This is a genomic window from Streptomyces sp. NPDC002536 (genome assembly GCF_053594995.1).
The window spans coordinates 1-16672 of record NZ_JBSFWU010000016.1 but is presented as its reverse complement, the minus strand read 5'-3'; the positions used below and the strand labels follow the sequence as shown (position 1 = coordinate 16672).

Here is a 16672-nt window from a genome sequence, read left to right as displayed (position 1 = left end):
CCGCCGAACGTACGCTCGGAGCCATGTCCGAGGTCTACGCGGCACGCCGCGCGCGGCTGCGCGAGCGCTGTGCGGCGGGCGGCAGCGAGGCCGCCCTGGTGTCCGGCGACGCCAACGTCCGGTATCTGTCGGGCGGCGCGCCGTCCGGTGCCGTCCTGCTCCTCGGCCCCGACCGCGACCTGCTGGTCTGTACGAGCGACCCGTACACCGACGCCACCGGCCGCAGCCGGCCCGGCGAGGAGGTCCAGGTCGAGGTGCTGACCGCTCCCGAGGGCGACCCGGCCGTGGCCGCCGCCGAGCGGGCCGGTGCCGCGGGGGCCCGCTCGCTGGCCGTCGAGGAGCACCACCTGACCGTCACCCGCCATCGCGCCCTGCGCTCCGTGGCGCCCGGACTGCGGCTGGGCGACCTGGGCCCGGCCGTCGAGCAGCAGCGGGTGGTCAAGGACGACGAGGAGATCTCCTGCCTGCGCATCGCCGCGGAGATCGCCGACCAGGCCCTGGGCGAGCTGCTGGAGTCGATACTGGTCGGGCGCACCGAGCGGCACCTGGCGCTGGAGCTGGAGCGCCGCCTGGTCGACCACGGCGCGGGCGGCCCGGCCTTCCCCACCTCGGTGGGGGCCGGGCCGAACTCCGGGCTCGCCGGGCACGTGCCCACCGACCGCCGGGTCGAGGAGGGCGATTTCCTCAGCGTCTGCCTGGGCGCCGACTACCGCGGCTACCGGAGCGAGATCGGCCGCACCTTCGTCATCGGCACCTCGCCCGCGGACTGGCAGATCGAGCTGTACGACCAGGTCTTCGCCGCTCAGCGCGCGGGCCGCGAGGCGCTGGCGCCGGGCACGCCGTACCGCGACGTGGACCGGGCCGCGCGTGTTGTACTGGAGGCGGCGGGCCTGGGGGAGCGCACCGGACCGAGGATGGGACACGGCGTGGGCCTGGAAAACGACGAGGACCCGCGGCTGGCGCCGTCGGCCATGGGTAAACTGGACGCTTGCGTGCCGGTCACCGTGGATCCGGGGGTTCACCTCCCCGGGCGGGGCGGCGTCCGGATCGATGACACGCTCGTCGTCCGCCCCGAGGCGGACGGCGGACCCGAGCTACTCACCATTACGACCAAGGAGCTGCTCGCGCTCTGACGGAGCGCATCGCACTCTCTGGTTCCACCAGCCCAGGAGATACCGCAACCGTGGCATCCACGAACGACCTCAAGAACGGCATGGTGCTCAAGCTCGACGGGGGCCAGCTGTGGTCCGTCGTCGAGTTCCAGCACGTCAAGCCCGGCAAGGGCCCCGCCTTCGTCCGTACGAAGCTGAAGAACGTGCTCTCCGGCAAGGTCGTCGACAAGACCTTCAACGCGGGCGTGAAGGTCGAGACGGCCACTGTTGACCGCCGCGACATGCAGTTCTCCTACATGGACGGCGAGTACTTCGTCTTCATGGACATGCAGACCTACGACCAGCTGATGGTCGACCGCAAGACCGTCGGCGACGCCGCCAACTTCCTCATCGAGGGCTTCACCGCCACCGTCGCCTCGAACGAGGGCTCGGTGCTCTACGTCGAGCTGCCGGCCGCCGTCGAGCTCGTCATCGAGCACACCGAGCCGGGTGTCCAGGGCGACCGCTCCACCGGTGGCTCCAAGCCCGCCAAGCTGGAGACCGGTTACGAGATCCAGGTCCCGCTCTTCATCACCACGGGCGAGAAGATCAAGGTCGACACGCGCACCGGTGATTACCTCGGTCGGGTGAACAGCTAACCGTGGCCGCCCGTAGCAAGGCCCGCAAGCGTGCCTTCCAGATCCTCTTCGAGGCCGACCAGCGCGGGAGCACCGCGCTCGCGGTCCTCGCGGACTGGGTGCGGCACTCCCGGTCCGACGACCGGCAGCCGCCGGTCAACGAGTACACGATGCAGCTGGTCGAGGGCTACGCGAACCATGTCGCGCGGATCGACGAGCTGATCGCCTCCTATTCGGTGGACTGGCCCCTGGACCGGATGCCCGTTGCCGACCGGAACATCCTGCGGCTCGGTGCGTACGAGCTGATCTGGGAGGACGGCACGCCGGACGCCGTGGCGATCGACGAGGCGGTGCAGCTCGCCAAGGAGTTCTCCACCGACGACTCGCCCGCGTTCGTGAACGGCCTCCTCGGCCGTTTCAAGGAGCTCAAGCCCAGCTTGCGCCGCGACGGCGCGTAGGCGCTTCGCTGAGCAGCGCAGTAGCGAAAACCGCCGGGGGCGGAAGGAACCGAATGGTTCCTTCCGCCCCCGGCGGTACGTTTCTCCCTGAAAATCGACAGGATCAGGCGTCCTCGTGCTGCACGGCGCGGCGGGCGTCCGCGTCGAGCACGCCCCAGCTGATGAGCTGCTCGGTGAGCACCGAGGGCGACTGGTCGTAGATCACTGCAAGGGTGCGCAGGTCGTCCTGGCGGATCGAGAGCACCTTGCCGTTGTAATCGCCGCGCTGGCTCTGGATGGTGGCGGCGTAACGCTGCAGCGGGCCGGCCTTCTCGGCCGGGACGTGGGCGAGCCGCTCCAGGTCCAGGACCAGCTTCGGCGGGGGCTCGGCGGCACCGCCGGGCGTGGTGCCCGGCAGCAGCTCCTGCACGGGCACACCGTAGAAGTCGGCCAGCTCGGCCAGGCGCTGTACGGTCACGGCGCGGTCGCCGCGCTCGTACGAGCCCACCACGACGGCCTTCCAGCGACCCTGGGACTTCTCCTCGACGCCATGGAGGGAGAGGCCCTGCTGGGTGCGGATGGCGCGGAGCTTGGCCCCGAGCTGTTTGGCGTATTCGCTGGACATAAAGCTCCCCGGACGCTGTATGACGTGCGGCTGCCGCCGCGTGTCTGGTAACTCACTGTGAGGTTACGCAGCGTAATCTCACTTCGTCAAGCCGAATGGTCCACCGGCTGGGCCGTCGGTGGTCGCGGCGCGTGCCCGCCGTGGGGCCTGATACGGTGAACAGGTAAATCCGACGTCCTTTAATGTCCGTCCCGTGAGGCGGAGAAGGAGGTCCGTTTCATGGACGCAGTCATTCCTGCGCCGGAACCCGCGCGTGCGGTGCTCGAAGCACCGGACATCGCCCGGGTCCTGACGCGCATTGCCCACGAGATCGACGAGCGCGCCAAGGGCGCCGACGACGTGGTGCTCCTCGGCATCCCCACGCGAGGCGTCTTCCTCGCGCACCGCCTGGCGGCCAAGCTGGAGCAGATCACCGGCAGGACGATGCCGGTCGGCTCCCTCGACATCACCATGTACCGCGACGACCTGCGGATGCGCCCCGCCCGGGCGCTGGCCCGCACGGAGATCCCCGGCGAGGGCATCGACGGCCGCCTGGTGGTCCTCGTCGACGACGTGCTCTTCTCCGGCCGCACCATCCGTGCCGCCCTCGACGCGCTGAACGACATCGGGCGCCCCCGCGCCGTCCAGCTCGCGGTCCTCGTCGACCGCGGCCACCGCGAACTTCCCATCCGTGCCGACTACGTCGGCAAGAACCTCCCCACGTCGCTGCGGGAGACGGTCAAGGTCCAGCTCACCGAGGAGGACGGCCGCGACAGCGTGCTCCTCGGCACGCGCGCGACCGCACCGGCCGACGGGCAGTAGCGACCCCTCGGCGGACCCGGCCTGCGCCGGTTCCGCCCAGTCGCACGCCCGCACCTCACCCCCGCATATCTCCTCAACCACGGAGCAAACCGGATGAAGCGTCACCTCATCTCGGCCGCCGACCTCTCCCGCGACGACGCCGTCCTGATCCTCGACACCGCCGAGGAGATGGCCCGCGTCGCCGACCGGCCGATCAAGAAGCTGCCCACCCTGCGCGGCCGCACCGTCGTCAACCTCTTCTTCGAGGACTCGACCCGGACCCGCATCTCCTTCGAGGCCGCAGCCAAGCGGCTCTCCGCCGACGTCATCAACTTCTCGGCCAAGGGCTCCTCGGTCTCCAAGGGCGAGTCGCTCAAGGACACCGCCCTGACCCTGGAGGCCATGGGCGCCGACGCCGTCGTCATCCGCCACCACGCCTCCGGCGCCCCCTACCGGCTCGCCAACTCCGGCTGGATCGACGGTGCCGTCGTCAACGCCGGCGACGGCACCCACGAGCACCCCACCCAGGCCCTGCTGGACGCCTTCACCATGCGCCGCCGCCTGGTCGGCCCCGACACCGGGCTCGGCAAGGACCTGTCCGGGCGCCGGATCACGATCGTCGGCGACGTCCTGCACAGCCGGGTCGCCCGCTCCAACGTCCATCTGCTGACCACGCTGGGCGCCGAGGTCACCCTCGTCGCACCGCCCACCCTGGTGCCCGTCGGCGTCGACAGCTGGCCGTGCGAGGTCTCCTACGACCTCGACCAGGTGCTGCCGAAGTCCGACGCCGTGATGATGCTGCGGGTCCAGCGCGAGCGCATGAACGCCGCGTTCTTCCCGACCGAGCGCGAGTACGCGCGGCGCTACGGCCTGGACGGCGACCGCATGGCGAAGATGCCCGAGCACGCCGTCGTGATGCACCCCGGCCCGATGAACCGCGGCATGGAGATCACCGCCGAGGTCGCCGACTCCGACCGCTGCACGGCCGTCGAGCAGGTCGCCAACGGCGTCTCGACCCGGATGGCCGTCCTCTACCTGCTGCTCGGCGGCTCCGAGCCGGCCGTCTCGACCACCCCCCGCACCGAGGAGAACAAGTAACCATGTCGAAGATCCTGATCCGTGGTGCGAAGATCCTCGGCGGCGAGCCGCAGGACGTCCTCGTCGACGGCGAGACCATCGCCGAGGTGGGCACCGGCCTGAGCGCCGAAGGCGCCCAGGTGATCGAGGCCGACGGCAAGATCCTGCTGCCCGGCCTGGTCGACCTGCACACCCACCTGCGCGAGCCCGGCCGCGAGGACTCCGAGACCGTCCTGACCGGCACCCGCGCCGCCGCGAGCGGCGGCTACACCGCCGTCTTCGCCATGGCCAACACCTTCCCCGTCGCCGACACCGCCGGCGTCGTCGAGCAGGTCTGGCGGCTCGGCAAGGAGCACGGCTACTGCGACGTGCAGCCCATCGGCGCCGTCACCGTCGGCCTGGAGGGCAAGCAGCTCTCCGAGCTGGGCGCCATGCACGACTCCGCCGCCGGGGTCACCGTCTTCTCCGACGACGGCAAGTGCGTCGACGACGCCGTGATCATGCGCCGTGCGCTGGAGTACGTGAAGGCCTTCGGCGGCGTCGTCGCCCAGCACGCCCAGGAGCCGCGGCTCACCGAGGGCGCCCAGATGAACGAGGGCGTCGTCTCCTCCGAGCTGGGCCTGGGCGGCTGGCCGGCCGTCGCCGAGGAGTCGGTCATCGCGCGCGACGTCCTGCTCGCCGAGCACGTCGGCTCCCGGGTGCACATCTGCCACCTGTCCACGGCCGGCTCGGTCGCGATCGTCCGCTGGGCCAAGTCGCGCGGCATCGACGTCACCGCCGAGGTCACCCCGCACCACCTGCTCCTCACCGACGAGCTCGTGCGCTCGTACAACCCGGTCTACAAGGTGAACCCGCCGCTGCGCACCGAGCGCGACGTGATGGCGCTGCGCGAGGCGCTGGCCGACGGCACGATCGACATCGTGGCCACCGACCACGCCCCGCACCCGCACGAGGACAAGGACTGCGAGTGGGCCGCCGCGGCGATGGGCATGGTGGGCCTGGAGACGGCCCTGTCCGTCGTCCAGCACACGATGGTCGACACCGGGCTGCTGGACTGGGCCGGGGTCGCCGAGCGCATGTCCTTCAAGCCCGCGCGCATCGGTAGCCTCGCCGGTCACGGCCGCCCCGTCGCCCCCGGGGAGCCCGCCAACCTCACGCTGGTCGATTCCGCTTACCGTGGTGTCGTGGACCCCGCGGGCTTCGCCTCCCGCAGCCGCAACACCCCGTACGAGGGCCGTGAGCTGCCGGGTCGCGTCACCCACACCTTCCTGCGGGGCCGGGCGACGGTCGTGGACGGGAAGCTGGCGTGACACCTGCACTGATCAATCTGGCGGTCGAGGAGAAGTCCCAGGCCGTGACCCACTGGGCCGCACGGGCCGGCTGGGTCGTGGGACTTCTGCTCTTCATCGCACTGCTCTACTGGCTGATGCGCGAGGGCTGGAAGTGGCGCGGCACGCTCCAGGGCGACCTGCCCGAGCTGCCGGCCGTCCCCGAGGACACCGGCGCGAGCACGCTCACGATGACCGGGCGCTACCACGGCTCGACCACCGCCGGGCAGTGGCTCGACCGCATCGTCGCGCAGGGCCTCGGCACCCGCAGCCGCGCCGAGCTCACCCTGACGGAGCAAGGCGTCCGGGTCGTCCGGCCCGGGGCACAGGACTTCTTCATCCCCACCGCCGCGCTGCGCGGCGCCCGCCTCGACAAGGGCATCGCGGGCAAGGTCCTCACCGAGGGCGGCCTGCTGGTGATCACCTGGCAGCACGGCGACAAGACGATCGACTCGGGCTTCCGCTCCGACACGGCCGCCGAACACGCGGCCTGGGTCGAGGCCCTCACCACCCACAGCACCAGCACGACGGAAGGCGCACGATGACGACCTCCAGCAGGGGAGCCGCAAGGGTTCCCGCCGTACTCGTCCTGGAGGACGGCCGAACCTTCCGCGGCCGTGCCTACGGGGCCCACGGAGTCACCTTCGGCGAGGCGGTGTTCTCCACCGGCATGACCGGCTACCAGGAGACCCTGACCGACCCCTCCTACCACCGCCAGGTGGTCGTCATGACCGCCCCGCACGTCGGCAACACCGGCGTCAACGACGAGGACCCCGAGTCCGCCCGCATCTGGGTGGCCGGCTACGTCGTCCGCGACCCCGCCCGCGTCTCCTCCAACTGGCGTGCCCGGCGCTCGCTGGAGGAGGAGCTGCGCCACCAGGGCATCGTCGGCATCAGCGGCATCGACACCCGCGCCCTCACCCGCCACCTGCGCGAGCGCGGCGCCATGCGCGTCGGCATCTTCTCCGGCAACGCCCTGCCCGACGAGGGCACCATGCTCACCGAGGTGCGCCAGGCCCCCGAGATGAAGGGCGCCGACCTCTCCGCCGAGGTCGCCACCAAGGAGGCGTACGTCGTCCCGGCGATCGGTGCGAAGAAGTTCACCGTCGCCGCGATCGACCTGGGCATCAAGGGCATGACCCCGCACCGGATGGCCGAGCGCGGCATCGAGGTGCACGTCCTGCCCGCCACGGCGACCCTCGAGGACATCTACGCCATCGACCCCGACGGCGTGTTCTTCTCCAACGGCCCGGGCGACCCGGCCACCGCCGACCACCCGGTCTCCGTGATGCGCGGCGTGCTGGAGCGCAGGACGCCGCTGTTCGGCATCTGCTTCGGCAACCAGATCCTCGGGCGCGCCCTCGGCTTCGGCACCTACAAGCTGAAGTACGGCCACCGCGGCATCAACCAGCCCGTGCAGGACCGTACGACCGGCAAGGTCGAGGTCACCGCGCACAACCACGGCTTCGCCGTCGACGCCCCGCTCGACAAGGCGACCGACACCCCCTACGGCCGTGTCGAGGTCTCCCACGTCTGCCTCAACGACAACGTGGTCGAAGGCCTCCAGCTGCTCGACCAGCCGGCCTTCAGCGTCCAGTACCACCCCGAGGCAGCAGCAGGACCGCACGACGCCGCGTACCTGTTCGACCGCTTCGTCTCCCTGATGGAGGGCCAGCGTGCCTAAGCGCACCGACATCCAGTCCGTTCTGGTCATCGGCTCCGGCCCGATCGTCATCGGCCAGGCCGCGGAGTTCGACTACTCCGGCACCCAGGCCTGCCGGGTCCTGAAGGCCGAGGGCCTGCGGGTGATCCTGGTCAACTCCAACCCGGCCACGATCATGACCGACCCGGAGATCGCCGACGCCACCTACGTCGAGCCGATCACCCCGGAGTTCGTCGAGAAGATCATCGCCAAGGAGCGCCCCGACGCGCTCCTGCCCACCCTCGGCGGCCAGACCGCGCTCAACACCGCGATCTCCATGCACGAGAACGGCGTCCTGGAGAAGTACGGCGTCGAGCTGATCGGCGCCAACGTCGAGGCCATCCACAAGGGCGAGGACCGCGACCTGTTCAAGGGCGTCGTCGAGGCCGTCAACGCCAAGACCGGCCACGGCGAGTCCGCCCGCTCGGTCATCTGCCACACCATGGACGAGGTCCTCGCGGGCGTCGAGACGCTCGGCGGCTACCCCGTCGTCGTCCGTCCCTCCTTCACCATGGGCGGCGCCGGCTCCGGCTTCGCCCACGACGAGGAGGAGCTGCGCCGCATCGCCGGCCAGGGCCTCACGCTCTCCCCGACCACCGAGGTGCTCCTGGAGGAGTCCATCCTCGGCTGGAAGGAGTACGAGCTGGAGCTGATGCGCGACAAGCACGACAACGTCGTGGTCGTCTGCTCCATCGAGAACTTCGACCCGATGGGCGTGCACACCGGTGACTCCATCACCGTCGCCCCGGCGATGACGCTGACCGACCGCGAGTACCAGGTGCTGCGCGACATCGGCATCGCGATCATCCGCGAGGTCGGCGTCGACACCGGCGGCTGCAACATCCAGTTCGCGGTCAACCCCGAGGACGGCCGGGTCATCGTCATCGAGATGAACCCGCGCGTCTCGCGCTCCTCCGCGCTGGCCTCCAAGGCGACCGGCTTCCCGATCGCGAAGATCGCCGCCCGGCTGGCCGTGGGCTACACGCTGGACGAGGTCCCGAACGACATCACGGAGAAGACCCCGGCCTCCTTCGAGCCCACGCTCGACTACGTCGTGGTCAAGGCCCCGCGCTTCGCGTTCGAGAAGTTCCCCTCCGCGGACGCCACCCTCACCACCACCATGAAGTCGGTGGGCGAGGCCATGGCCATCGGCCGCAACTTCACCGAGGCGCTGCAGAAGGCGCTGCGCTCGCTGGAGAAGAAGGGCTCGCAGTTCGACTTCGTGAGCGAGCCCGGCGACAAGGCCGCGCTGCTGGAGAAGGCCGCGGTGCCCACCGACGGCCGGATCAACACCGTCATGGACGCCATCCGCGCCGGGGCCACCCCGCAGGAGGTCTTCGGTTCCACGAAGATCGACCCGTGGTTCGTGGACCAGCTCTTCCTCATCCACGAGATCGCCGAGGAACTGCGCACGGCCGAGCGCCTGGACCCGGAGCTGCTGGCCGAGGCCAAGCGGCACGGCTTCTCCGACGTCCAGATCGCCGCGATCCGCGGCCTGACCGAGGACGTCGTGCGCGAGGTCCGGCACTCCCTCGGGGTGCGCCCGGTCTACAAGACCGTCGACACCTGCGCCGCCGAATTCGCCGCGAAGACCCCGTACTTCTACTCGTCCTACGACGAGGAGACCGAGGTCGCGCCGCGCACCAAGCCCGCCGTGATCATCCTGGGCTCCGGCCCGAACCGGATCGGCCAGGGCATCGAGTTCGACTACTCCTGCGTCCACGCCTCGTTCGCCCTGAGCGACGCGGGCTATGAGACCGTGATGGTCAACTGCAACCCGGAGACCGTCTCCACCGACTACGACACCTCCGACCGGCTCTACTTCGAGCCGCTCACCCTGGAGGACGTACTGGAGATCGTCCACGCCGAGCAGCAGGCCGGCCCGGTCGCGGGCGTGGTCGTCCAGCTCGGCGGCCAGACGCCGCTGGGCCTGTCCCAGGCGCTGAAGGACAACGGCGTCCCGGTCGTGGGCACCTCGCCCGAGGCCATCCACGCCGCCGAGGACCGCGGCGCCTTCGGCCGGGTCCTCGCCGAGGCGGGCCTGCCCGCCCCCAAGCACGGCACGGCCACCACGTTCGCGGGTGCGAAGGCCATTGCCGACGAGATCGGCTACCCCGTCCTGGTCCGTCCGTCGTACGTGCTCGGCGGCCGCGGGATGGAGATCGTCTACGACGAGGCGCGCCTGGAGTCGTACATCGCCGAGTCGACCGAGATCTCCCCGACCCGTCCGGTCCTGGTGGACCGTTTCCTCGACGACGCCATCGAGATCGACGTCGACGCGCTCTACGACGGCCACGAGCTCTACCTCGGCGGCGTCATGGAGCACATCGAGGAGGCCGGCATCCACTCCGGCGACTCCGCCTGCGCGCTGCCCCCGATCACCCTCGGCGGCTTCGACATCAAGCGCCTGCGGGCCTCGACGGAGGCCATTGCCAAGGGCGTCGGCGTGCGCGGCCTGATCAACATCCAGTTCGCGATGGCCGGCGACATCCTCTACGTGCTGGAGGCCAACCCGCGCGCCTCCCGCACCGTGCCCTTCACCTCGAAGGCCACCGCGGTACCGCTGGCCAAGGCCGCCGCCCGGATCTCCCTGGGCGCCACGGTCGCCGAGCTGCGCGCCGAGGGCATGCTTCCCAAGGAGGGCGACGGCGGCACGCTGCCGCTGGACGCGCCGATCTCCGTCAAGGAGGCCGTCATGCCCTGGAGCCGCTTCCGCGACATCCACGGCCGCGGCGTGGACACCGTCCTCGGCCCGGAGATGCGCTCGACCGGCGAGGTCATGGGCATCGACAGCGTCTTCGGCACCGCCTACGCCAAGTCGCAGGCCGGCGCCTACGGCGCGCTGCCCACCAAGGGCCGCGCATTCGTCTCGGTGGCCAACCGGGACAAGCGCTCGATGATCTTCCCGGCGCGCGAGCTGGTCGCCCACGGCTTCGAGCTGCTGGCCACCTCCGGCACGGCCGAGGTGCTCAAGCGCAACGGCATCAACGCCACCGTGGTGCGCAAGCAGAGCGAGGGCGAGGGCCCCAACGGCGAGAAGACGATCGTCCAGCTGATCCACGACGGCCAGGTCGACCTGATCGTCAACACCCCCTACGGGACCGGCGGCCGGCTCGACGGCTACGAGATCCGCACCGCCGCGGTCGCCCGCGCGGTGCCGTGCCTGACCACGGTCCAGGCCCTCGCGGCCGCCGTCCAGGGCATCGAGGCGCTCACCCGCGGCGACGTGGGCGTGCGCTCCCTGCAGGAGCACGCGGAACATCTGACCGCCGCCCGCGAGGCGTAAAGGCGACGGAGGGGGACACCGGGAGGTGTCCCCCTCTCCATGATCCGAAGGCTGGAAATGTACCGTCTCTTCTTCGACCTGATCTTCAAGCGCATGGACCCCGAGAAGGCCCACCACCTGGCCTTCGGCTGGATCCGGCTCCTCGCCCGCATCCCCGTCCTGCGCACCTTCGCCGCGGCCGTCCTCGCGCCCCGCCACCAGGCGCTGCGCACCGAGGCGTTCGGCCTGCGGATGCACGGCCCCTTCGGCCTGGCCGCCGGCTTCGACAAGAACGCCGCCGCCATCGACGGCATGAGCATGCTCGGCTTCGACCACGTCGAGATCGGCACCGTCACCGCTCAGCCGCAGCCGGGCAACCCCAAGAAGCGGCTGTTCCGCCTCGTCGCGGACCGCGCGCTGATCAACCGCATGGGCTTCAACAACGACGGCTCGGCGGCCGTCGCGGAGCGCCTCGCCACACGGAATCCGGTCTTCCGGACCACCGTCGGCGTCAACATCGGCAAGACCAAGGTGGTGCCGGAGGCGGAGGCCGTCGCCGACTACGTCACCTCCACCGAGCGCCTCGCCGCGCACGCCGACTACCTCGTCGTCAACGTCTCCTCCCCGAACACGCCCGGCCTGCGCAACCTCCAGGCGGTCGACCACCTGCGCCCGCTGCTCGCCGCGGTGCGCGAGGCCGCCGACCGCACGGTGACCGGGCGCCGGGTCCCGCTGCTGGTGAAGATCGCCCCCGACCTCGCCGACGAGGACGTCGACGCCGTCGCCGACCTGGCCGTCGAGCTCGGTCTGGACGGCATCATCGCCACCAACACCACCGTCGCCCGCGACGGCCTCGGGCTGCGCACCCCCCAGCGCACCGTCGAGGCCATCGGCGCGGGCGGCCTGTCGGGCGCCCCCCTGAAGGAGCGCTCGCTGGAGGTCCTGCGCCGTCTGTACGCCCGTGTGGGCGACCGGATCACCCTGGTCGGTGTCGGGGGCATCGAGACCGCCGACGACGCCTGGGAGCGCATCCTGGCGGGCGCCACGCTGGTCCAGGGCTACAGCGCCTTCATCTACGAGGGCCCGTTCTGGTGCCGCCGCATCCACCGCGGCCTGGCCGAGCGCCTCGCCGCCAGCCCGTACGCCACCCTCGCCGACGCCGTCGGCGCCGACCACCGGAAGGTGACCGCATGACCTCGCTCACCCCCTTCGGCGCGCGGCTGCGCCGTGCCATGGACGAGCGCGGCCCGCTCTGCGTCGGCATCGACCCGCACGCCTCGCTGCTCGCCGACTGGGGGCTGTCCGACGACATCGCCGGCCTGGAGCGCTTCACGCACACCGTCGTCGAGGCGCTGGCCGACCGGGTCGCGGTGCTCAAGCCGCAGTCCGCGTTCTTCGAGCGGTTCGGCTCGCGCGGCATCGCCGTCCTCGAACGGGCCGTCGCCGACGCCCGGGCCGCCGGCACCCTGGTGCTGATGGACGCCAAGCGCGGCGACATCGGCTCCACCATGGCCGCGTACGCCGCGACCTATCTCGACCCCTCCTCGCCGCTGTTCTCGGACGCCGTGACCGTCAGCCCGTACCTCGGCTACGGCTCGCTGCGCCCGGCGCTGGACCTGGCGCGCGAGAGCGGCACCGGCGTCTTCGTGCTCGCCCTGACCTCCAACCCGGAGGGCGCCGAGGTGCAGCACGCCGTGCGTGCCGACGGCGCGACGGTCGCGGCCACCATGCTGGGCCACCTGCGCGCCGAGAACGCCGCCGAGGCCGCCGCCGGGGCCATGGGCTCCTACGGCGCGGTCGTCGGCGCCACGCTGAGCGGCTCGCTCGGTGCGGCCGTCGATCTGGCCATCGACGGGCCGCTGCTGGCCCCGGGAATCGGTGCCCAGGGCGCGACCGCCGCCGATCTGCCGAAGGTCTTCGGCTCGGCCGTGCGCGACGTCGTCCCGAACGTCAGCCGGGGTGTCCTGCGTCACGGTCCGGACGTCGCCGCGCTGCGCGAGAGCGCCGCGCGGTTCGCCGGCGAAGTGCAGGAAGCGGTCGCGGCGAGCGGTCCGGCGGCGCATTAACGCCGAAATTGTTGGTTGTTATGTCCGGAAAAGTCCTGGTCGACGGAGTCTGACCAGGACTTTTCGCTTGTTCTCGCTGACTGGAGCGGGATCGGCCGCTAGTCTCCGACGAGAGCGAACGTGCAAGCGCGTTGCTCGTTGCTCCCCAGGTGTGGGCCGACTAGGTTCCTCACCGGTCCGTATCCGACAGTTCGACATCCGAGGTGACGTAGGCGTGGCTCTTCCGCCCCTTACCCCTGAACAGCGCGCAGCCGCGCTCGAAAAGGCCGCCGCGGCTCGCCGGGAGCGGGCCGAGGTCAAGAATCGACTCAAGCACTCCGGCGCCTCGCTGCACGAGGTCATCGAGCAGGGCCAGAAGAACGATGTCATCGGCAAGATGAAGGTCAGTGCCCTCCTGGAGAGCCTTCCCGGCGTGGGCAAGGTCCGTGCCAAGCAGATCATGGAGCGGCTGGGGATCTCCGAGAGCCGCCGGGTGCGCGGTCTCGGCTCCAACCAGATCGCGTCCCTGGAGCGTGAGTTCGGGGGCACGGCCGCCTGACGTTCCCAGGCACTCCCGGGAACCGGGATAATCGCTGCATGAGTACTGCAGTCTCCCGGGGGACGTCCCCCGTTCCCCCGGCCAGACAACCGCGGCTGACCGTGCTCTCCGGCCCCTCCGGGGTCGGCAAGAGCACGGTTGTCGCCCATATGCGCAAGGCCCACCCCGAGGTGTGGCTCTCGGTGTCCTGCACCACCCGCAAGCCGCGTCCCGGCGAGCAGGAGGGGGTCCAGTACTTCTTCGTGGACGACGAGCAGTTCGACAAGCTCATCGCCAACGGCGAGCTGCTGGAGTGGGCCGAGTTCGCGGGCAACCGCTACGGCACCCCGCGCCAGGCGGTCCTGGACCACCTGGAGGCGGGCGTGCCGGTGCTGCTGGAGATCGACCTCCAGGGCGCCCGGCAGGTCCGGGAGACCATGCCGGAGGCCCGGCTGGTCTTCCTGGCGCCGCCGAGCTGGGAGGAGCTGGTCCGCCGGCTCACCGGCCGGGGCACCGAGTCGCCCGAGGTGATCGAGCGCCGCCTGCAGGCCGCCCGCGTCGAGCTGGCGGCGGAGTCGGAGTTCGACACCACGCTGGTCAACACCTCCGTGGAGGACGTTGCGCGCGAACTGCTAGCCTTGCTGCGCTGAACATCTTTCTTCACCCCCCTTCGGAAGGCAGAGAGTGTCCTCTTCCATCACCGCGCCCGAGGGCATCATCAACCCGCCGATTGATGAGCTGCTCGAAGCGACCGACTCGAAGTACAGCCTCGTGATCTACGCCGCCAAGCGCGCTCGCCAGATCAACGCGTACTACTCGCAGCTCGGCGAGGGCCTGCTGGAGTACGTCGGCCCGCTGGTGGACACCCACGTCCATGAGAAGCCGCTCTCCATCGCGCTCCGCGAGATCAACGCGGGTCTGCTGACCTCCGAGGCCATCGAGGCCCCGGCGGCCTAAGCGGCGACGTTCTTACCCGAGGGCCCGGCAGCACGGCTGCCGGGCCCTTGGTGTGTCATAGAGCTTGTAGGAAACGCGAGCGCGGGGAGCAGCCGGCAATGGACAAGCCGAAGGTCGTTCTGGGGGTCAGCGGCGGGATCGCCGCCTACAAGGCGTGTGAGCTGCTGCGGCGGCTGACGGAGTCCGGGCACGACGTGCGGGTGGTTCCGACGGCGTCCGCGCTGCACTTCGTGGGCGAGGCGACCTGGTCCGCGCTGTCCGGCCACCCGGCCGGCACCCAGGTCTGGGAGAACGTCCACGAGGTGCCGCACGTGCGCATCGGGCAGGAGGCGCAGCTCGTCGTCGTGGCTCCGGCCACGGCGGACATGCTGGCCAGGGCGGCGCACGGGCTCGCCGACGACCTGCTGACGAACACCCTGCTCACCGCCCGCTGCCCGGTCGTCTTCGCGCCCGCGATGCACACCGAGATGTGGGAGAACCCGGCCACCCAGGAGAACGTGGCGACCCTGCGCCGCCGCGGCGCGGTCGTCATCGAGCCCGCCGTCGGCCGGCTGACCGGCGTCGACACAGGCAAGGGCCGGCTGCCCGACCCCGAGGAGATCTTCGAGGTCTGCCGCCGGGTGCTGGCCCGCGGCCCGCAGCCCGCGGACCTCGCGGGCCGCCATGTGGTGATCAGCGCGGGCGGCACCCGCGAGCCGCTCGACCCCGTGCGCTTCCTCGGCAACCGCTCCTCGGGCCGCCAGGGCTATGCACTGGCCCGGACCGCGGTGGCCCGTGGTGCCCGTGTGACGCTCGTCGCGGCGAACAGCGAGCTGCCGGACCCGGCCGGGGCCGACGTGGTCCACGTCGGCACGGCTGTTCAACTGCGTGAAGCGGTGATCAAGGCCGCGGCCGACGCCGACGCCGTGGTGATGGCGGCCGCCGTCGCCGACTTCCGGCCGGCGCAGTACGCCGCGGGCAAGATCAAGAAGCGGGACGGGCAGGACCCCGAGCCCGTCGCCCTCGTCCGCAACCCCGACGTCCTCGCCGAGCTCTCCGCCGACCGTGCCCGCCCCGGCCAGGTCGTTGTCGGCTTCGCCGCGGAGACGGACGACGTGCTGGCCAACGGCCGCGCCAAGCTGGCGCGCAAGGGCTGTGACCTGCTGGTTGTCAACGAGGTGGGGGAGCGCAAGACCTTCGGCTCGGCGGAGAACGAGGCCGTCGTGCTGGCCTCCGACGGCTCCGAGACCCCCGTCCCGCACGGCCCGAAGGAAGCCCTCGCGGACGTCGTCTGGGACCTCGTCGCCCGCCGTCTCGGCTGACGCTCCGGCGGACTCCTGCCCTCCGGTTTCCCTTGCGCCGCTTGGGACTCCGGAGGTGAGTGTCGCAGGTCACGCCGGTGGCGATCCGAGACGGGATGCCCGAAGCACGAGAACGCCGGATAAACTGGCACCGGTTCCAGGTCGAGCGCAGCTCTCGGCCGGGTCCGTCAATGATCAGCCAGCAGCCGCTGCAACCCCAGGGAGCGATGTGTCCCGCCGCCTGTTCACCTCGGAGTCTGTGACCGAGGGTCACCCCGACAAGATCGCTGACCAGATCAGCGACACCATTCTCGACGCTCTCCTCCGCGAGGACCCGACGTCCCGGGTCGCCGTCGAGACGTTGATCACCACTGGCCTGGTGCACGTCGCCGGTGAGGTCACGACCAAGGCGTACGCGCCGATCGCGCAGCTGGTGCGCGGCAAGATTCTTGAGATCGGTTACGACTCGTCCAAGAAGGGCTTCGACGGCGCTTCGTGTGGCGTGTCGGTGTCCATCGGCTCGCAGTCCCCGGACATTGCTCAGGGTGTCGACACGGCGTATGAGTCGCGTGTCGAGGGTGATGAGGATGAGCTGGACAAGCAGGGTGCGGGCGATCAGGGCCTGATGTTCGGCTATGCCTGTGACGAGACCCCCGAGCTGATGCCGCTGCCGATCAGCCTGGCGCACCGCCTCTCGCGCCGCCTGACCGAGGTCCGCAAGAACGGGACGATCCCCTACCTGCGTCCGGATGGCAAGACGCAGGTGACGATCGAGTACGACGGTGCGAAGGCCGTCCGTCTCGACACGGTGGTCGTGTCCTCGCAGCACGCGTCGGACATCGACCTGGATTCGCTTCTGGCGCCGGATGTCCGTGAGTTCGTGGTGGAGCACGTTCTCAAGGAGCTGGT

17 protein-coding genes are annotated in these 16672 nt (G+C 70.7%); 16 read left to right on the top strand and 1 reads right to left on the bottom strand.

Features of this window, described 5'->3' with window-relative positions:
• Positions 1–23 precede the first annotated feature (23 nt).
• Genes ACWD4B_RS08560 through nusB form a run of 3 tightly spaced genes read left to right on the top strand, consistent with a single transcriptional unit; the run spans position 24 to position 2187 of the window.
• Positions 24–1133 carry an aminopeptidase P family protein gene (locus tag ACWD4B_RS08560; protein ID WP_451420092.1) on the top strand — a complete coding sequence of 370 codons (1110 nt, stop codon included), beginning with the start codon at positions 24–26 and terminating at the stop codon, positions 1131–1133.
• 50 nt (positions 1134–1183) lie between these two features.
• Positions 1184–1750: an elongation factor P gene (gene efp, locus ACWD4B_RS08555; RefSeq protein ID WP_451420091.1), complete on the top strand. Its 567-nt coding sequence runs from the start codon at positions 1184–1186 to the stop codon at positions 1748–1750.
• A gap of 2 nt (positions 1751–1752) precedes the next feature.
• Entirely contained in the window at positions 1753–2187 is a 435-nt protein-coding gene (nusB, locus tag ACWD4B_RS08550; RefSeq protein ID WP_451420090.1) for a transcription antitermination factor NusB, read from the top strand.
• A 103-nt stretch (positions 2188–2290) separates the two neighbouring features.
• Here the strand turns inward: nusB and bldD are convergent, their stop codons facing one another.
• Complete coding sequence (gene bldD / locus ACWD4B_RS08545; protein WP_004948690.1) at positions 2291–2791, bottom strand: transcriptional regulator BldD; 501 nt, start codon at positions 2789–2791, stop codon at positions 2291–2293.
• A 219-nt stretch (positions 2792–3010) separates the two neighbouring features.
• On the opposite strand from bldD, the gene pyrR reads away from it, so the two are divergent.
• The 13 genes from pyrR to ACWD4B_RS08480 form a co-directional block, all read left to right on the top strand.
• On the top strand, positions 3011–3592 hold the full coding sequence (gene pyrR, locus ACWD4B_RS08540) for a bifunctional pyr operon transcriptional regulator/uracil phosphoribosyltransferase PyrR (protein WP_336414377.1): 582 nt from the start codon (positions 3011–3013) through the stop codon (positions 3590–3592).
• 93 nt (positions 3593–3685) lie between these two features.
• Positions 3686–4669, top strand: a complete 984-nt coding sequence (locus ACWD4B_RS08535) for an aspartate carbamoyltransferase catalytic subunit (protein ID WP_451420089.1) — start codon at positions 3686–3688, stop codon at positions 4667–4669.
• A gap of 2 nt (positions 4670–4671) precedes the next feature.
• Positions 4672–5958, top strand: a complete 1287-nt coding sequence (locus tag ACWD4B_RS08530; protein WP_451420088.1) for a dihydroorotase — start codon at positions 4672–4674, stop codon at positions 5956–5958.
• The gene (locus tag ACWD4B_RS08525; RefSeq protein WP_451420087.1) at positions 5955–6521 is read left to right on the top strand and encodes a PH-like domain-containing protein; all 567 of its coding nucleotides are present in this window, start codon (positions 5955–5957) and stop codon (positions 6519–6521) included. The genes ACWD4B_RS08530 and ACWD4B_RS08525 overlap by 4 nt, the downstream gene beginning before the upstream one ends.
• On the top strand, positions 6518–7660 hold the full coding sequence (carA, locus tag ACWD4B_RS08520; RefSeq protein WP_451420086.1) for a glutamine-hydrolyzing carbamoyl-phosphate synthase small subunit: 1143 nt from the start codon (positions 6518–6520) through the stop codon (positions 7658–7660). Before ACWD4B_RS08525 ends, carA begins: the two co-directional genes overlap by 4 nt.
• Entirely contained in the window at positions 7653–10964 is a 3312-nt protein-coding gene (gene carB, locus ACWD4B_RS08515) for a carbamoyl-phosphate synthase large subunit (protein WP_451420085.1), read from the top strand. Before carA ends, carB begins: the two co-directional genes overlap by 8 nt.
• A gap of 57 nt (positions 10965–11021) precedes the next feature.
• The gene (locus tag ACWD4B_RS08510) at positions 11022–12137 is read left to right on the top strand and encodes a quinone-dependent dihydroorotate dehydrogenase (RefSeq protein WP_451420146.1); all 1116 of its coding nucleotides are present in this window, start codon (positions 11022–11024) and stop codon (positions 12135–12137) included.
• Complete coding sequence (gene pyrF / locus ACWD4B_RS08505) at positions 12134–13009, top strand: orotidine-5'-phosphate decarboxylase (protein WP_451420084.1); 876 nt, start codon at positions 12134–12136, stop codon at positions 13007–13009. Before ACWD4B_RS08510 ends, pyrF begins: the two co-directional genes overlap by 4 nt.
• A gap of 214 nt (positions 13010–13223) precedes the next feature.
• Positions 13224–13547 (top strand): integration host factor, encoded by a 324-nt coding sequence (locus ACWD4B_RS08500; protein WP_390779081.1) that lies wholly within the window; start codon positions 13224–13226, stop codon positions 13545–13547.
• Positions 13548–13585: 38 nt separating this feature from the next.
• On the top strand, positions 13586–14176 hold the full coding sequence (gmk, locus tag ACWD4B_RS08495) for a guanylate kinase (RefSeq protein ID WP_451420083.1): 591 nt from the start codon (positions 13586–13588) through the stop codon (positions 14174–14176).
• Positions 14177–14210: 34 nt separating this feature from the next.
• The gene (gene rpoZ / locus ACWD4B_RS08490; RefSeq protein ID WP_049718421.1) at positions 14211–14483 is read left to right on the top strand and encodes a DNA-directed RNA polymerase subunit omega; all 273 of its coding nucleotides are present in this window, start codon (positions 14211–14213) and stop codon (positions 14481–14483) included.
• A gap of 98 nt (positions 14484–14581) precedes the next feature.
• Complete coding sequence (gene coaBC / locus ACWD4B_RS08485; RefSeq protein WP_451420082.1) at positions 14582–15784, top strand: bifunctional phosphopantothenoylcysteine decarboxylase/phosphopantothenate--cysteine ligase CoaBC; 1203 nt, start codon at positions 14582–14584, stop codon at positions 15782–15784.
• Positions 15785–15992: 208 nt separating this feature from the next.
• Positions 15993–16672 (top strand): S-adenosylmethionine synthetase N-terminal domain-containing protein (locus ACWD4B_RS08480; protein WP_451420081.1); only part of this gene is annotated, 680 nt, incomplete at its 3' end.